At 48.3% G+C, this 17,359-nt stretch carries 19 protein-coding genes; 6 read left to right on the top strand and 13 right to left on the bottom strand.

What is annotated here, in order from left to right; translation table 11 throughout:
- Positions 1–98: 98 nt before the first annotated feature.
- Positions 99–2,447: a bifunctional diguanylate cyclase/phosphodiesterase gene (locus PQI28_RS11060; protein ID WP_339963305.1), complete on the top strand. Its 2,349-nt coding sequence runs from the start codon at positions 99–101 to the stop codon at positions 2,445–2,447.
- A gap of 38 nt (positions 2,448–2,485) precedes the next feature.
- Here PQI28_RS11060 and PQI28_RS11065 read toward each other — a convergent pair whose 3' ends face one another.
- The 6 genes from PQI28_RS11065 to glmS form a co-directional block, all read right to left on the bottom strand.
- Positions 2,486–3,634, bottom strand: a complete 1,149-nt coding sequence (locus PQI28_RS11065; protein WP_339963306.1) for a mannitol-1-phosphate 5-dehydrogenase — start codon at positions 3,632–3,634, stop codon at positions 2,486–2,488.
- Complete coding sequence (locus tag PQI28_RS11070; RefSeq protein ID WP_214748595.1) at positions 3,635–4,066, bottom strand: PTS sugar transporter subunit IIA; 432 nt, start codon at positions 4,064–4,066, stop codon at positions 3,635–3,637. It abuts the gene before it with no gap.
- Positions 4,067–4,113: 47 nt separating this feature from the next.
- Positions 4,114–5,535 (bottom strand): PTS mannitol transporter subunit IICB, encoded by a 1,422-nt coding sequence (locus PQI28_RS11075; protein ID WP_214697278.1) that lies wholly within the window; start codon positions 5,533–5,535, stop codon positions 4,114–4,116.
- A gap of 167 nt (positions 5,536–5,702) precedes the next feature.
- Positions 5,703–7,733, bottom strand: a complete 2,031-nt coding sequence (locus tag PQI28_RS11080; RefSeq protein ID WP_339963307.1) for a BglG family transcription antiterminator — start codon at positions 7,731–7,733, stop codon at positions 5,703–5,705.
- Positions 7,723–7,992, bottom strand: a complete 270-nt coding sequence (locus tag PQI28_RS11085; protein ID WP_074034712.1) for a hypothetical protein — start codon at positions 7,990–7,992, stop codon at positions 7,723–7,725. The genes PQI28_RS11080 and PQI28_RS11085 overlap by 11 nt, the downstream gene beginning before the upstream one ends.
- Before the next feature lie 144 nt (positions 7,993–8,136).
- The gene (gene glmS / locus PQI28_RS11090; protein ID WP_339963308.1) at positions 8,137–9,933 is read right to left on the bottom strand and encodes a glutamine--fructose-6-phosphate transaminase (isomerizing); all 1,797 of its coding nucleotides are present in this window, start codon (positions 9,931–9,933) and stop codon (positions 8,137–8,139) included.
- 412 nt (positions 9,934–10,345) lie between these two features.
- On the opposite strand from glmS, the gene PQI28_RS11095 reads away from it, so the two are divergent.
- Positions 10,346–10,681 carry a hypothetical protein gene (locus PQI28_RS11095; protein WP_339963309.1) on the top strand — a complete coding sequence of 112 codons (336 nt, stop codon included), beginning with the start codon at positions 10,346–10,348 and terminating at the stop codon, positions 10,679–10,681.
- Between the two features lie 29 nt (positions 10,682–10,710).
- On the opposite strand, the gene PQI28_RS11100 is transcribed toward PQI28_RS11095, so the two are convergent.
- Genes PQI28_RS11100 through PQI28_RS11130 form a run of 7 tightly spaced genes read right to left on the bottom strand, consistent with a single transcriptional unit; the run spans position 10,711 to position 14,210 of the window.
- Complete coding sequence (locus PQI28_RS11100) at positions 10,711–11,454, bottom strand: endonuclease/exonuclease/phosphatase family protein (protein ID WP_339963310.1); 744 nt, start codon at positions 11,452–11,454, stop codon at positions 10,711–10,713.
- 26 nt (positions 11,455–11,480) lie between these two features.
- Positions 11,481–11,951, bottom strand: a complete 471-nt coding sequence (locus PQI28_RS11105) for a hypothetical protein (protein ID WP_339963311.1) — start codon at positions 11,949–11,951, stop codon at positions 11,481–11,483.
- Entirely contained in the window at positions 11,938–12,456 is a 519-nt protein-coding gene (locus tag PQI28_RS11110) for a hypothetical protein (protein ID WP_339963312.1), read from the bottom strand. The genes PQI28_RS11105 and PQI28_RS11110 overlap by 14 nt, the downstream gene beginning before the upstream one ends.
- Positions 12,435–12,905, bottom strand: a complete 471-nt coding sequence (locus PQI28_RS11115; RefSeq protein WP_339963314.1) for a hypothetical protein — start codon at positions 12,903–12,905, stop codon at positions 12,435–12,437. Before PQI28_RS11115 ends, PQI28_RS11110 begins: the two co-directional genes overlap by 22 nt.
- Positions 12,889–13,338 (bottom strand): hypothetical protein, encoded by a 450-nt coding sequence (locus PQI28_RS11120; protein WP_339963315.1) that lies wholly within the window; start codon positions 13,336–13,338, stop codon positions 12,889–12,891. The genes PQI28_RS11115 and PQI28_RS11120 overlap by 17 nt, the downstream gene beginning before the upstream one ends.
- Positions 13,339–13,767 (bottom strand): hypothetical protein, encoded by a 429-nt coding sequence (locus PQI28_RS11125; RefSeq protein ID WP_339963316.1) that lies wholly within the window; start codon positions 13,765–13,767, stop codon positions 13,339–13,341.
- Positions 13,767–14,210, bottom strand: coding sequence for a hypothetical protein (locus tag PQI28_RS11130; protein ID WP_339963317.1), 444 nt, complete (start codon positions 14,208–14,210; stop codon positions 13,767–13,769). Before PQI28_RS11130 ends, PQI28_RS11125 begins: the two co-directional genes overlap by 1 nt.
- A gap of 206 nt (positions 14,211–14,416) precedes the next feature.
- Between PQI28_RS11130 and PQI28_RS11135 the strand changes: the two genes are divergently transcribed.
- The 4 genes from PQI28_RS11135 to PQI28_RS11150 all read left to right on the top strand — a co-directional run bounded on the left by PQI28_RS11135 (position 14,417) and on the right by PQI28_RS11150 (position 17,354).
- On the top strand, positions 14,417–15,127 hold the full coding sequence (locus PQI28_RS11135; protein ID WP_015880673.1) for a GntR family transcriptional regulator: 711 nt from the start codon (positions 14,417–14,419) through the stop codon (positions 15,125–15,127).
- A 152-nt stretch (positions 15,128–15,279) separates the two neighbouring features.
- On the top strand, positions 15,280–15,627 hold the full coding sequence (locus tag PQI28_RS11140) for a PTS lactose/cellobiose transporter subunit IIA (RefSeq protein WP_214696899.1): 348 nt from the start codon (positions 15,280–15,282) through the stop codon (positions 15,625–15,627).
- Positions 15,624–15,932, top strand: a complete 309-nt coding sequence (locus tag PQI28_RS11145; RefSeq protein WP_224863627.1) for a PTS sugar transporter subunit IIB — start codon at positions 15,624–15,626, stop codon at positions 15,930–15,932. The genes PQI28_RS11140 and PQI28_RS11145 overlap by 4 nt, the downstream gene beginning before the upstream one ends.
- 15 nt (positions 15,933–15,947) lie before the next feature.
- Positions 15,948–17,354, top strand: coding sequence for a GH1 family beta-glucosidase (locus PQI28_RS11150; protein WP_339963319.1), 1,407 nt, complete (start codon positions 15,948–15,950; stop codon positions 17,352–17,354).
- Positions 17,355–17,359 lie beyond the last annotated feature (5 nt).

Consider the following 17,359-nt stretch of genomic DNA (forward strand, 5'->3'; position numbering starts at 1 on the left):
CAAAGAATAGCATTTCAATATTTTTATATGTAATTGACACGATTCCGCATATAATAAACTGAACGTACTACAAATAAACCCTACGAGGTATGGATACTATGGAAGAGATTAGCACACAGACCATGAGTCACAACGGATTTCTAATGACGCTCGCCTTTATCATCGCTAGCGTATCTGCCTTAATGGCACTCGAGTTAGCGAAACGGGTCACGGGAGGATCGACCTCATCCAACCGAATTTGGATCTTGTTTGGCGGCACTATATTAGGACTTGGAATCTGGTCCATGCATTTTGTCGCCATGCTTGGTCATGCTTCTTTGCATGAAAGTACTTACTCCGTCTGGCTTATTATCGTGTCCATGATACCTGCGATTGTTGGATGTGTTCTGTCATTCGGATTAATCGCGCGTAACACGACACGGGTGACATTACTTCAGTCTTCCGGGTTGATGGGATTAGGCATTGTCAGTATGCATTATATCGGGACTGCCGCCATTCAAGGCGTTCAACTGACTTTCGACTATCTTTGGGTTCTCTTATCACTCGGCATCGCATGGGGAGCCTCGCTTCTTGCTTTATGGGTAGGTTTCTTTTCTTCCTACTCGACAACACGTGTCACCTTTTCCGTGAAGCTGATGTTCTCACTATTAATGGGAGCAGCCATTTTTAGTATGCATGTCGTTGGGATGAAAGCCACGACGATTACACCAGACGGTTCCGTAATGAGTCGAATCCCAATCGACCCGACTATACTTGCTTGGCTCGTCACGGGCATCGTGTTCCTCTTGTTCGGGATGTACTTTATCGCTTATACGTTAGATCAACAAATTCAGAAACGTGACCTCTTTCAAGCGACCATATTAGAATCGACGACGGATGCCGTAGTGACGACGACAAACGATGGGGAAATCCAATATCAAAATCGAGCGTTCGTTCACTTATTCGAGGGACATCCGATAGAACCTTTTTTTCAAGACTATCATCCGTCGTTATCGGCTCAACAACCGTTCTACCAACCAATTCAGATTGAGACAAATGATCGAGTGTTAGAAGTAACATCGTATCCGCTCCAAGATGGTTCGAATCGTCAAATACTTTGGTTCATCCGAGATGTGACGAAAACGGTCACTTCACAGCGCTTAGTCGAACATATGGCGTTCCATGATGTATTGACCGATTTGCCAAACCGTCATAAACTCGATTCGCTTCTTCAAGAGAGCATCTCACAAGAGCGTTCTGTTGCCTGCTTGTATATCGATGTGAACCGCTGGCGTTTTTTAAGTGATATTCTTGGTCATCATGGAGCTGATGAATTAATCATCCAAGTCGCTGATCGTCTGCGACTTACAATTCATCCAGATGATGTGCTGACGCGAATCGGACCATCCGAGTTCATCATTTTATTATTCGCTCAACGCAGCTCGCTCGCTCATCAAAAAGCTGAAAAATGTATGAAAGCCATCTCCTCGACGTTTGATGTCGACGGGACGACAATTGAACTCACGATGAGTGCAGGAATTAGTCATTATCCAAAAGATACACATTCTCCGAATGAACTGATTCAGTTCGCTCGTCTAGCTGCGCACGAATCAAAACGGGACGGGAAGAATAAGATCAAGACATTTGAAGAATCGTCACGTCCTCAAATTTTACGCAATATCGAGATTGAAAAAGCGCTCGTCACCGCATTAAGTAAAGATGAACTCACACTCGTCTATCAACCAAAAATTGATTTGAAGCGGAATCGATTAGAAGGTGTCGAAGCGTTACTTCGTTGGCATCATCCCCGCATCGGGAACATCACACCTTCTGACTTTATCCCGATTGCCGAGAACACAGGGTTGATTCATTCGATCGGCAATTGGGTGATTCGGGAAGGCTGTCGTACTTGGGTGCGCTGGCAACGGAGTGGGATTGATCCATTCACGCTATCTCTCAACGTCTCACCGCTTCAATTTGCACGTGAAGATTTCGTTGATACCTTGCAATCCATTCTTTTAGAAACCGGGATGGACCCCATGTATCTAGAATTAGAAGTGACAGAGTCCTCGATGCTCTCTTACGAAGCCTCAACCCGTGAAAAATTGACACAGTTGCATCAACTAGGGATTCTCATTTCCCTTGACGATTTTGGTACGGGTTATTCTTCGTTCAGTCAACTTCGAGAACTTCCGGTGCAAGTACTTAAAATCGATCGGTCGTTCATCGTGAACTTGTTTACCGACCGTAATCAAGAGGCCATCGTTCGCTCGATGATTCAACTCGGTCACAATTTGGGCATGAAAGTTCTGATGGAAGGTGTCGAAACATCCGCACAATTGGAATGGCTTCTCAAAGAGTCATGCGATTTTGTTCAAGGGTATTATTTTAGTCGCCCGTTAGCCGAGACAGACGTTCCACTTCACGTAAAACAAACAACGACCTATCTCGAATTTGGGAAACACTAAAAAAACCGCTTCTGTCACCTGACAGAAGCGGTTTTTGGTTAAGACACGCGTTCTTTCTCTTCTTCCCGAATCAAATGATATTGGTCGAGAATCAATTGCGTCAATGTGTCTCCCTCATGGAGCTGCAAATATTTTTCAATCGTTGATGAGATCCCGTGCTCTTCAATCGACAAATTGAGTTCTGACGATTCCGAATCCTCCGGGTTGTGATAATGGAGGGCCGCTGCAATCCCGTAAGCGAGTTCGTTCGGCTCGATCCCATTATCCATCAACTCACGGGCTGGTTTGACGAGACGGTCGCTCGGTCCGAGTTTACGAATCGGCGAACGTGCCACCCGTGACACTTCATCCTTCAATTTCGGATTCTCAAAGCGCTTGATGATTTTTTGGATGTATTGGCTATGCTCTTTCGCCTCGAAACCATATTTCTCAAGCAATAACCAACCCGTTTCATACAATGCGCCTTGAACGACTTGACGCACACGACGATCTTGTAGCGCCTCATCAATCGTCGCCTTCCCGAACAACGAACCGATGTAAGAGGCGATGGCGTGCCCTGTATTCACTGTAAAGAGCTTCCGTTCAATGTACGGTCCGATTTCCTCGACCCATGTCACACCTTGAATCGGTGGTTGCTCGTTCAGTCCTTGCGTCTCAATGACCCACTCATGAAACGTTTCGACTTCCACGTAAAGTGGGTCTTCATGCTGTTGAAGGGGAACGATACGGTCAACTGCCGCATTCGGGAAGAAGACGTTCGCCTCCCCGACACCGCCACGTGCCTCTACTTCTTGACGAAGAATGGCACTCCCACCAATCATGTTCTCACATGCGATGACATAGACCGGCGCGTCCTCAACTTCACGCGCACGGAGACCTTCACTGATCAATGGCGCTACTTTTGAAAGAAGTGAGGGTCCGACAGCCGTCGTCACGAGATCCGCTTCTGCAATCAAAGCCGCGACACGGGCTGGCTCTTTCAAACTGTTGACCCCGCGTACTCGGTCGACGACGATTCGATCGACACCGTCTTCAGCGAATCCGACCTCATAGTGACGTTTTGCTTCGAGTGCTTCGATGACCGTGTCGTTAATGTCGACGAACGTCACCTCATAACCACTTTGATTGAGCAACAATCCGATAAATCCGCGTCCGATGTTTCCTGCTCCAAAATGAACAGCTTTCATTTATGCCACCTCTTCCATGAAGAGCGCCAAGATTTCTTCTTTCGTCTTCGCCTGAACAAGACGCTCCACGTTTTCTTCGTCCGAGCAGAGAATCGCGATTTGCGAAAGGAGCTCTAAATGTTCATCATTCACGCCTGCAATCCCGATGACGAGTTTAGCCGTCTGTCCACCGAAGTCGACACCGTCCGGTACTTGCAGGAACGAGATTCCCGTCTTCTGAACCGCTGATTTCGCCGCTTCTGTACCATGTGGAATGGCTACGTGATTTCCGATATAGACGTTTGCGATCGCTTGACGTTCATGCATCGCCTCTACATATTCCGGCGTCACACAGCCGGCGTCTTGTAGGACTGCCCCGGCTGCTGTGATTGCTTCCTCTGTCGTTGCGAATGTTTGGTTAAGTCGAATCATCTCTGTTTGAATGAATGGCATTTTGATTTCCTCCTAATAGCTAAACCGTATCTCTATCTGTTCTGTGTTCAAGAAATTTTGCTTCGTTCCGCTTTAATCTCTTCTACTAATTGGTCATAGTAATCAGCGTTCAAGAAGTTTGTGACCGAGCGATGAATCGCATTCGGTGCTTGCGCTTCTGCGCGCTCTGTTAAGTCTTCATGCGTGATGACAAACTGCGCATCTTTCGGCAAGTTGCTGATCGACGTGTTCGTCACTTTGATTGGCAAGTTGGCTTTATTGACCTTGTTTCGGAGAACCGAGGCCCCCATCGCACTTGACCCCATTCCTGCATCACATGCGAAGATGATGTGATCGACTTTATCAAGGCGATCTGTCACGAGAGCAGATGCGTAAGACTGTTTGCCTTTCATCGCGCTAACGTTTTGTGTCGCTTCTTCGAGTGATACTTCCTCTGCTGCGCTCGATTTCAAGATGACACTCGCCACAGCGAACGTGACCGCTGCCGACAAGAAAATCCCTGCCACGAGTCCGAGGTATGAACCGCGTGACGCCATCGCGAGAATGGCGAAGATACTGCCTGGTGAAGCCGGTGCGACGAGACCGACATCAAAGAGAACGAATGTGAAGATCCCTGTTGCGCCCCCTGCGATCATCGCAAGGATCAAGATTGGTTTCATCAACACGTATGGGAAGTAAATCTCGTGAATCCCACCGAGGAAGTGAATGATCGCTGCACCAGGTGCTGTACGTTTTGCTGCACCTTTGGCGAAGAACATGTATGCGAGAAGTAATCCAAGACCTGGCCCTGGGTTCGCTTCAAGTAAGAAGAGAACAGACTTACCAGCCTCTGCCACTTGATCGACACCGAGTGGACTTAAGATCCCGTGGTTGATGGCGTTGTTCAAGAAGAGAACTTTTGCTGGTTCGATGAACAAGCTCGCCACTGGAAGTAATTTCGCTCCGACGATCCAGTCAACACCTGCCGCCATCACTTTATCGAGGGCGCTCATGATTGGACCGAAGATTTCGAATCCTCCAAGCATGAGAAGTCCACCAATGATCCCGACCGAGAAGTTGTTGACGAGCATTTCGAATCCTGCTTTGACTTTGCCTTCAAGGGCACGGTCGACTTGGCGGATGATGTAACCACCGAGTGGACCCATGATCATCGCTCCGAGGAACATCGGAATGTCTGTCCCGACGATGACACCCATCGTGGCGAGCGCCCCGACGACACCGCCTCGTACGTCATGAAGTAATTTACCACCTGTGAAACCGATGAGTAATGGTAAGAGATAGGTGATCGTTGGACCAACGAGTTCTGCTAAGTTTTCGTTTGGCCACCATCCTGTCGGAATAAAGAGTGCTGTGATAATCCCCCAGGCAATGAAGGCACCGATGTTCGGCATGACCATCCCACTGAGGAAACTACCGAATCGTTGTACTTTGACTCGGACCCCGCCCGAGCTCGCTTGCGTATTCGCCATGTATAAAACCTCCAGTCTGTAAAATGTGAAAGGTTGAATGTGTAGTGTAGCTAACCGGTTTGTGCTCTACACCTGTATTGTATGCTCGGAGTAAGCGCTTTCTCAATTCAATCCAGTTCACACTTTGGCAACATTTTGTGCCAAACAAAAAAATGACCATGGTTCGGTCATTTTTCGTACAATGTCTCATGAATCATTTTTTTCATGCATTCGTGCAGGAGTAAACGAAGGTCCTCTTTCGTCCCCGTGCTGTATAGACGCATATGCTCCTCACTCTCAATGAGCGACCCGCTGATCGCACTTAAAAATTGAAGTTCGACATCGCGCGCCTCTTCTGGTGCCAGGAGCACGAGAAGTCGCGTCACGGGTTCAGTCGATTGATCCATCATCAGGAGCGGGATCGATGTCGTTAAATCGAATGCAAACACACTCGCTTTCTCAATCGAAGCATGTCGTCCGTGGAAGAGTGCCAGTTTTGTACCCGGCACCCCAAGACCTGCAACTTCGTGACGCCGAAGCAATTGCGCAGACAACTGAATTCCACTTTGCACGAGATTTCGTTCCTCGAGATGCGTTCCGATGTCGACCAAGATATCTTCTAAACGGTCCGTATTGTTGAGTGTGACCAAATCAAACTGATCATCCATCCGCTCAAACGTCTCCACGAGTTCACCAAGTTCGGCAAAATCGAGCATCGTCGATCGCGGCTTTGAAGTCAGCGTTTGGAATGATTGTGGTAACGACAACAAGAGATGACGGACGCGTTGTACTTCCTCACTCGTCAACAGCGGATTGACGATCAATGTCGGCACCGAGAGCGGTGGTAATGGCACCGTCGACAAGACGACATCGTATTCCTCGAGTCGATGCTGTTCTAGTCCGAATAGAGACGAGTTGATGACGTCTTGCATCTCCGGGAACTCTTGACGCACACGGTTAACGAGCATCTTCGACGAACCGAGTCCGGCCGAACAAACGACGAGTGCCCGATACTCGCGACGTCGTACCGGTTTGACGAGTGCTGCCGCGAAGTGCATCGCCCAAAAGACAGTTTCTTCTTCTGTGAACGTATTCATTCCAAAGACGATATCAGCAGCCTGTTGGATTGCAGAGCGAAGTCCCGGATAGTCTCGATCGATATGCGGCTTGACTGTACTCGTTTCAGGTAGCGCCTGCGTGTCCATACTCGACAAGATGTGTGCGAGCAATCCACGTTCGAGTGCCGTGTCATCCGTAAAGGTAAACCCGTAAATGAGCGAGACGTGATGAATCAGTTTATGCACCCGAATCTGCATGATCCACCGCTCTTCTTCATCTTCTTTCATTTGATCTTTAATCGAGCGAAGACGATTCGCCTCCTCGGCAAACCAGACACGTTCCGCCATCGAGTAGGTGATGCCAAGTGCTTCCTCCATGTCGGTGGCGACTTTCAAATAGTCCTCAGACCGTCCTTTCGTATACATCTCTAAAAAGAATCCGGACGCTAGCCGTTCTTGTTGCACACCATAGGCGAACGTGACCCGCATGATGGTGCGGTCATCCATCCGCTCAAACGAGCGTGACTTCAAATAATCATAACCGTCCCGAAGACTTTCCAGCATTTCTTCGCATGGTACGGTCTTCAAAAAGGCCGGAATGTAGTCATCCTCGCCACGAACGAAGCGGTAAAAGGCAAGTGTATCCCAGTGAGCGAGCAACGCGTTGATCAGTAGCTTACGTTTCTCCGACTCATACCCGAGCACTCTGGCACCGACACCTTTTTTCCGCTCGACTTCTAAATGATATTCTTCGAACCATCGATCTAACTTCTCCAAATCTTGCGTCAACGTACTCGGAGAGACGTGCATCTGTTTGGCGACCGCCTGCAGTTTGAGTGTGTCGCTCTCAAACAAGAGGCGCCATGCCAGCTCAAATAAGCGGTCCTCGCTCGTTGGGATCGCTTCTGCAGATAAGATGAGATCTTCTCGTAATTGTTGTTTCGCCGACGGTTTGCCGACAAGGCTAAGTCCATGCCCACGTTGCCAGGCGAGTTCGAGCTCGAACTCTTTCAAGATGCCTTCAAGTAATTGTCGTTCCCGTTGAATCGTGCGTTCAGACAAATTCACCGCCTGCGCGATTTCGGCGAGCGGTGTCGATGTCTCAGTTGCCAATAAGTGTAGTAAAATCGACCGTTCTCTCGCGGTCCACTCATGTCTCATGCTCATCCATCCATTCTTCGACAAGTAGTCGGTATTCCTCGAGCGACAGGAGTTGTCGGACTGACCGGACACGTGCGGTCGGATGGGTAACCGGGGTCGCCCCTTCCTGATAGAGAATCAAATCCACCTCATTCGGGATGTTTTGAATCGTTCCGTGCGTAATCGTACAAGACAAGCGCCCCTCGCTTGCCTGTGCGAACAACTTCGCCGCCATCGCACTCGTCACAAATCCGCTATGGCAAGCAATGTATACGTTCATGTCAGCCCTTCTTTCGTCGCTTATCTTTATCTAATCATAAGTTGGAACCGCTTACTTATCCTACTATTTTGCTTGTTGGCAAAGATATCGGCAAGTAGTAAAAAGCACCTCTCCTGAAGAAAGGTGCCCTATGCTATGTTCAGTTTATTCGACCGTCACCGACTTCGCCAAGTTACGTGGCTTGTCGACGTCACAACCACGGGCGAGCGCCGCGTAATATGCCATCAACTGAACTGGCAATACGTTGATGAGTGGTGCCAAGAGTGGCTCAACATGTGGCAAGATGAAGTCATCATTCTCATGTTCGACGCCTTGCATGGAAATGATACAGGCGTTCGCGCCACGGGCGACGACCTCTTTGACGTTCCCGCGGATGTTCAAGTTCGTCTTCGGTTGCGAGATGAGCGCGATGACCGGTGTCCCGTCTTCGATTAAGGCGATCGACCCGTGCTTCAGTTCCCCACCTGGGTACCCTTCCGCTTGGATATACGAAATCTCTTTGACCTTGAGCGCCCCTTCGAGACAGACCGACGCGTCGAGCCCACGACCGATGAAGAACGTATTTGGTGTCGTCTTCAAATAACGTTCCGCGAGATCCTCGAACAATTCTTTTTGTGCCATGATCGAATCCATGATCGTCGCAACACGAGCGAGTTCCGACATGAGATTGAACGGCAACTCTTTCCCTGTCGCACGGGCGATGTCATACGCGAGAATTGCGAGGACGGCAATTTGTGCCGTGTACGCTTTCGTCGACGCGACCGCGATCTCCGGTCCTGCGTGGAGGAGCATCGTCTCGTTCGCTTCACGCGACAGTGTCGATCCTGGAACGTTCGTCATCGTGAGTGCTTTGTATCCGCGTTTCTTCACTTCGACGAGGACGGCACGACTGTCCGCCGTCTCACCAGATTGGGATAAGAAGACGAACAACGGACGTTCACTTAAGAGCGGCATGTTATAGCCGAACTCTGACGAGACGTGTACTTCTGTCGGAATGCCGGCAATGCGTTCTAAAATGTCTTTCCCGACGAGGCCGGCGTTATAGCTTGTCCCACAGGCGACGATATAGACGCGGTCCGCTTCCGAGACGAGCTCGCGCACCCCGTCCGTGAGTTCGATGTCGCCGTTCTCGTTCTGGTAATGCTGGATGATGTTGCGGATGACGGCCGGTTGCTCGTCCATCTCCTTCAACATGTAGTGCGCGTACGTGCCCTTCTCGATGTCTGACGCGTCGATCTCGGCCGTGTATGGTGCACGTTCGAGGACTTCGCCGTCGAGCGTCTTGATTGTCGCCGACTCACGCGTGAGGATGACGATCTCGCCGTCGTGGAGCTCGAGGTACTGGTCCGTCACCTGGAGCATCGCCATCGCGTCCGATGCGACGACGTTGAACGTGCCGTCACCGAGTCCGACGAGGAGCGGTGACTTGTTCTTACCGATATAAAGGCGCTCTTTGTCCTCTGAATCGATCATCGCGATCGCGTATGATCCGTGGAGGTCCGATAGCGTCTTGCGGAACGCCGCCTCGACGTCACCGAGCTCGACGAAGTGCTTCTCCATGAGCTGGACGATGACTTCCGTATCCGTCTCCGAGAGGAACGGGACATCGAGCGAAGCTTTCAATAGTTCATCATTCTCAATCACGCCGTTATGCACGAGCGTGAAGCGTCCTGTCGTACTTTGGTGCGGGTGGGCGTTCGGTACGCTCGGTACCCCGTGTGTCGCCCAACGCGTGTGACCGATTCCGATTGTTCCTTCGGCGTCAGCCGGTACGATGTCACGGAGTGCTTGGATTCGTCCCACTTCTTTGAATGTACGAATGTCCTCACCGACCAAGGCAATCCCTGCCGAGTCGTAGCCGCGATACTCGAGCTTTTCGAGCCCTTTCAATAAAATCTCTTTCGTTCCAACTTGTCCGATCATCCCTACGATTCCACACATACAAAACTCTCCTCTATCCTTCGATTTCTCGAAAAAGGAAACGGGCTTTTTAGAGTAATGTCATTAAGTCTCGTTTTGTCCGTCCGGTCACCCGAACGCTTTACCGAGACTCTTTCAGTCGTGACACGCGACTGGAAGGCATCCGCCGAAATCTCGATCACCTTCGTCCTCGTCAACTCCGTAGAGTTCTGGCGCTTCTATCTCATACCCAGCCGTTTCTCCAGATACGCTTTCATGCTATCGAGTACAAAAAGAATTGGATAGAGCAATCTGAAAAATTGTCGATGAATACTTTTTTACCGTTCATGTAAAAGTCACCACTTTCACTAAAAAGCCATCACTCCTTCAGGTTTTCGACTAGGGAGAGAACGGGCATGATACAAGTAACGAGTAAAGAAATGAGGGAAAACACATGGGTGGCATCTTCCTGTTAATTGGCATACTGTTATCTGTCTTATCCAGGTGGCTTGAATTTGAAGGGAGCAGCACGTTAGGGGATGTCATGTTGTTTCCTGCGATTTTCTTTATGGCGATGGCATTCTTCTGCAGTTTTCCTTACTTTAAAGAATGGTGGGAAGACCGCTCCACCCGTAAGAAAGCATTCTTATTCGTGATCTTTGCCGCAGTTGGCATCCTGTGTCTGCAAGCCGCTTTCTGGTTTGTCGTCTGGCGTGATCAATGGCTCGGGCTTCTTCTCCTTCTTCCCTTTGCGGCATGTGTGGGGTTCATCGCGCGGTTGTTCAAATAGAAAAGGACGCGCCGCAGCACATCCTCCTTTTATTTCACGATGACATCGGCGACAACCCCGTAATGATCACTCGGTATGACGTCCGTACTCATTCGTATGTCTCCAAATACATCGACATGCTGAACCTCAACATCTTTCCACTTGGAACGGATCAGAATCCAATCGTATCGTTCAGGCTGCTCGAGATGAGAGGATTGTAGGTACGGGTTGTGCTTTACGTCTAACGTCGCCCGTGGATCTTCCACAACAAACGTCGTCACATCCCGCCACCCTGCATCCGATAAGTCATAATAGATAGTGGATTGAGGATGGTCATTAAAATCTCCACATAACACTTCGACCGACTTCCGGCATCCTTGACTTAACCATTCTTGAACCGCCGCCATCTGATGTTCTCGAATCGAGACAGAACGCCAATTCAGATGCACATTCGTGATGCCCCATTCCTGACCGCCGAACGCAAGTGTCACTCGGGTCGCACAAAAGTTAGACTCTTCCACGTCACTTTCCCAAATCGCCTCAACTGAATCTAAAGGAGCCTTGCTCAGAAAAGCGAGTCCTTCGTCCGGTGAGTCAGGATAAGGATGAAAGACGCAGAACGGATAGCCTGTCACTTTCGCAATGTCATGCGCCATACTCCCTTGCTCATCAGAACGGACTTCTTGTAGGGCAACGACGTCCGCATCGATTCGTTTCACTTCTTGGCAAATCGCATCGATTCGTTTTTGCCATGACGTTTCATGGTTCCAAATATTATACGTCGCAATCCTCACTTCATCTTCCTACTTTCTCGAGTGAGTCACGCGCTCCCCCATTTTTGTTCTTCTCTTAATTCACGTTCCGTGACGTAGTTCTCATCAAGACGAACCATATGACGTTCGTACAATCGATGGATCATCATCAAGATTGGGATGAGTACTGCAATCGTTATAAAGAAAGCAAGTGTCGAAATCTGCCCTGTAACCGTGAAATACAGAAAAACAATTACAAACGGGTACGCAATCAAACCGGTGATCGAGTTCCAATGCGCGAGTCGTTTCGCTTCTCTCGATGTCAGATAACGCTTCTTGATCGCCTCTCGGTCCCACGTCTTCTTCCATGCAGGTAATGCTGCGATTGTCGAAATCAACAACACACCTACCAACGACATCCAACCTTTCTCTACAGCGAAGAAAAGCATAAGTGCGAGTGCCCCGCTCATCATACCCACAGTCCATTTCCCCGATTCATCAAATGCCGTCAACTCTCTCATCTGCTCACGCTTGTTCACGACGTTGCTCCTTCTCGTATTCGCGGACTTCACGAATTGCTTTTAAATCTTGATCCGTCAAATAGTTCTCATCATAAGACTGAATGACGCGGTCGAACCGCTTCGCCAAGTATTCAATCCCGAAAAACGTCAGCTGGGAAAGGAGAAACATTCGGAACGATTGTGTGCTCGTCGCTTCACTCGTGAAGTAGAAGAGCCCATACATCCCGACACCCGTCAAAGCGAGCGTGTGCGCCATCATTTTGAACGATAAGAGGTTACGCGCCGTTTGATTGTTCACGAAACGCAGCCACATCTGATATCGAACAAAGATACCTGTCAACACGATAGCGAGTACCGCATATAGCGTCCCGGTGATCACGCCGTCCGAGAGTGTCCAATACGAGGCGTAAATCAAAAAACTGACAACGAGTCCAATTCCGATGATTCCGACACCCCATCCGGTCCAACGATCTACTTTTAAAATCGTATCGATTTGCGATTTTACTTTTGGTGATAGTTCCATACGTCCTCTCTCCTTTCCAACACTTCTTCATACGTTGGTAGCCTTGACTGATGTGCATGGATTCGCTCTTCCCACTTCTTCTCTCGATACGATTTCGTCAACCCCCAAAGGGCGACGATTCCGCCAATCAGGATGAAGGCATCTTCGTTTACATACATTGGGATGAACAACGCAAACAAAGAAATGGCACTAATCCAACAGTCAATGAGTCGATAGCGTAATACGCGAGCGACCGCTTGATGTTCGGCAAAATGGCGAATGACTCGATATTCCATATATCCTTTATAAGCCAAGCCCATGGATACAACCAACATGACCGGGATGACCCATGTCGCCTGTGTCCGTAACATCACGATGAACGAAATCAAGAAAATGATGAGTACGGGCCAACCAAAGAACCTCTCGAACCGTTTGGCATGCGTTACGGTTAGTTCAAATGGACGATTCATGCGAGACCCTCCCTTCAATCACCTCTTCATACGTCGGAAGCCCTGGTTCAATCTGTTGGAGTTGTTTTGTGAACCATTTCTGCCGAAGCGGACTAAGTACTCCCCATATCCCGAAAAAGAGACCAATCACGAGACCAAATTCTGTCGCTGTCAGCAAGGTCACCATGAGTGTCGTCAATAACATCGCATCCACCCATTCGAATATGTACTGGAAAATAAGGATTCGATGAGCCTGTGGGTGCTCGGTCATTCGCCACATGATGCGCATCTCTTTATAGCCCATTACGATGATGATCACGGAGACCGACCCCATGATAGGAATGAGCCACATTTTCTCTAGCAAAAGGGCGACAATGACGGCTGTGACATATAGAATCATGACGGGTACGGCATAACCTCGCATCCGTTGCATCCACTTTATGTCTTGCTCCACTTATATCGCCTCCTTGTTAAAGTTGATACACTCTACATCTTGTCGTTTTGTCTGCGTCTCCACGTTCCATGTCCATAATATTGCGCCACCGATGAACACCGTGACACACACATACGCCACGTTTGATGTGAACAGTAATTGATGATTCAATGCGAGGAAAAACGCAACACTGTTAATCACGTCCCGAGCAAGCTGGCGACGATATAACCCTTTCAATTCTGGTTGAAATGACAGGCGCATCCGATAACGCTTCACATATAAGATGTTCAACGGAATGAGTGTACAGGCTATATACAACACGCCCCATATAAGGTCATCCGTCCATAAACTGATGGTAAACATGAGTACCACCAATGTTCCAAATATGCCGAAAATCCATTGGTCGAATAAACGTTTCCATGCCTTCTCTTGCGTTATCCGTTCATTCATCATTTTTGTCGCTCCTGATCCAACTGGTTTAATAATGGAACCTGTTCATTTAATTTCTTTTGAAACGTTCGTGACACCTGATCGCTCACCACTCCCCATACAAGAAGGCCTATCGCTAACGTCAAACTGTCATATTGAAAGATGAGAAGAGCTGAAATGAGTGAGATAAGCACACCTGAACTGATCAAATCATACAGTAGATTCCACTTCAGTAATCGCATCACATTTTGATTATCCATATGCTTACGACGCATTCGATACTTTTTCACGTCTAATCCAATCATGGCGATTCCAATCAAGACAAACGGAACGGTCAGCCAGACATAACGTCCGAAGAACGATAGGATAATTGCAAGTACAATAAACGCCAGCAATGTATAACCGACCCGAAGGTGTGACTTGCGCCATGTGGTTTCTTCCGTATACCAATGTGTCTCCGTCAACTAGAGCACTTCCTTTCTTTCCTGTGCATTACTTCTCTATACGTACTCTATGCCATTATTGTTTCACATTTTCCGAATATTCCCGCAATGAATCGTTCGACTTTTTTCAACAATTAACGAATGAAACGTATCCGCTTACAAAGGTTATCTGCTATACTGTTAGCGAATTCATTCCTACAAATTTTTTATGAAAGGTGTAGAACCGTATGTCTCCGAAGTACAAGCAAGTTGCAAGTCAGATTGAAGCAGACATTGTCAATCACGTCTACCAACATACGAATAAACTATTGACTGAAGATGAGTACGCCAATAAATATGGTGTCAGTCGCAATACGGTCCGAAAAGCAATCGAGATCCTCGTCAACAAAGGATACGTCTATCAAGTCCAAGGGAGCGGTGTCTTCGTCCGCGACCATTACAATAGCGATTACATCAACCTTGAAAAACTTCAAGGTCTCACGAGTGACTTCAGTGGCCGGAAAGTCGAGACACGCGTCTTACATTTCGAACAGACGGTTGCAAACGATGAAGTCGCAGAACGTATGAAGTGCCCGATTGGGACACCCGTCTACTTCGTGAAGCGTCTACGTCTCGTCGATGACCATCCGTTCTCGGTGGAAGATTCATACTTCCGAAAAGAGCTCGTCATCTACTTAGACGAGAACATCGTCCAAAAGTCGATTTATACGTATTTACGAAGTGACCAAAAGCTCGCCATCGGATTCGCCGACCGAGTCATTTACGCAGACTTTTTAGATTCTGAGTCCGCCGATCTGCTCGACTTGAACGAGAATGACCCAGCCTTGATTGTCGATAACACCGTCTATTTAACAAATGGTCAAATCTTCGACGTCTCTCGTTCCATCCATCATTTTAAACATGTCAAAATGCTCAAAGTCTCGAACATCAAGTCCTAAACGCGCCCGAGAGATGCTTTTCTCGTGCGCATTTTTTATGCAATTTTTCGAAAAGAAAGGGTTTACACGAAAACGCTTTCGTGCTACTATCAACGTGTAGAAAATATTTGTACCTATGAATTTTAGTTATCCATACAAAAAGGAGAGATACTATGGTTTCTGAAACAATCGAAATTTCACCGGAAGATATTTTCGGTCTCATCGCCCTCTCGGGTGACGCCAAAGCGAGCTACCATCAAGCGATGCTCCTCATGCAAGAAGGAAAAAAAGAAGAAGCCGAGGCAGCAGTCGTTGCTGGTGACGCAACATTAAAAGAAGCACATGCGATTCAAACGAAATTCGTCACGCTCGAAGCACAAGGTAAATCGGCAACAGTCGGTGTCCTCATGGTGCACGCGCAAGATCACTTGATGAACACAATTCTCGTTAAAGAAATGCTTGGATATATGATGAACATGCAAAACGAAATCAACGAATTGAAAGGAATGGATCAAAAATGATTAAAATCGGACTCTTCTGTGCGGCAGGTATGTCAACAAGTATGTTAGTAGAAAAAATGAAAGCGGTTGCCTCTGAACGTGGCATCGAAGCTGAAATCGCAGCTTACCCAGAATCAGAGATGGAAACATACGTTAATAACATCGACGTTGCACTTCTCGGACCACAAGTGAAGTACCTCCTTTCAAAAGGGAAGCAAATCTGCGAACCAAAAGGTGTTCCAATCGACGTCATCAACACAGTCGACTACGGCATGATGAACGGTGCGAAAGTATTAGACCACTCATTGAAACTTGTAAATAAATAAACTGAGGTGATGACTTTGAAAATGCCTAAAGATTTCTTGTTCGGCGCTGCTTCGGCCTCTTATCAGGTCGAAGGCGCATGGAACGAGGACGGGAAAGGTCTCTCAAACTGGGACGTCTTCTCGAAAATTCCTGGTAAGACATTTGAAAACACAAACGGCGACGTCGCAGTCGACCATTACCACCGTTATAAAGAAGACATCGCGCTCATGGCGGAGATGGGACTCGAATCGTATCGCTTCTCGATCTCATGGCCACGCATCTTCCCGAACGGTACGGGTGAAGTGAACGAAAAAGGACTTGAGTTCTACAACAACTTGATCGACGAATGTTTGAAACACGACATCGTCCCATTCGTCACACTCTACCATTGGGACCTTCCACAAGCACTTGAAGAAAAAGGCGGCTGGAAGAACAAAGAGACGGTTGACGCATTCGTCCGTTTCGCGGATACTTGCTTCCAATCGTTCGGTGACCGTGTCAACCACTGGATCACATTCAACGAAGCGGTCATCTTCTGCTCACTTGGATACTTAACAGGCGCACACCCGCCAGGCATCGAAGGCGACGTCAAAGGTTATTTCCAAACGACGCACAACGTCTTCGTCGCTCACGCCCGTGCCGTCGAGCTCTTCAAACAAAACGGTCACACTGGCGAAATCGGGATCACGCACGTGTTCAACCCGGCGTTCAGTATCGATGACGCAGAAGAGAACAAGTTTGCCGAAATGCATGCGAACGCTTATGCGACACATTGGTTCTACGACCCAATCTTAAAAGGTGAATATCCAGAGTACGTCGTGAACGGTCTGAACGAACAAGGTCTTCTCCCTGAAATGACAGAGGAAGAACTCGACGTCTTGAAACGTACCGCTCCGATGAACGACTTTATCGGTCTCAACTACTACAGCCCGCAGCGCGTCATGAAAAATGACTCGGCGCTCGTCATGGCTGGTGGACGTGAAAACTCGACAGGTCGCCCTGGTAACCCATCGTTCGATGGCGTCTATAAGACAGTCAAGATGGACGACAAAGTGTACACGAAATGGGATTGGGAAATCTCACCGGAAGCGTTCCTCGATGGGATGCACATGTTAAAAGATCGTTACGGCGACGTCAAAATCTATATCACAGAGAACGGTCTCGGTGATGTCGACCCGATCGTCGACGGTGAAATCATGGACACGCCACGAATCGAGTACATCGAAGGTCACCTTCGCGCAGTCAAACACGCTGTTCAACAAGGCATCAACGTTGCCGGTTACTATGCTTGGTCTGCAATCGACCTACTCAGCTGGTTGAACGGTTATAAGAAACAATACGGCTTCATCTATGTCGACCACAACAACGGTCTCGCACGGAAGAAGAAACAGTCGTTCCATTGGTATAAAGAGATCATCGCCACGCGCGCTGAAGACCTATAAGGAGG

It is taken from the genome of Exiguobacterium sp. USCH10 (assembly GCF_037619445.1).
GTDB classification, from domain to species: Bacteria; Bacillota; Bacilli; order Exiguobacteriales; family Exiguobacteriaceae; genus Exiguobacterium; species Exiguobacterium aestuarii_A.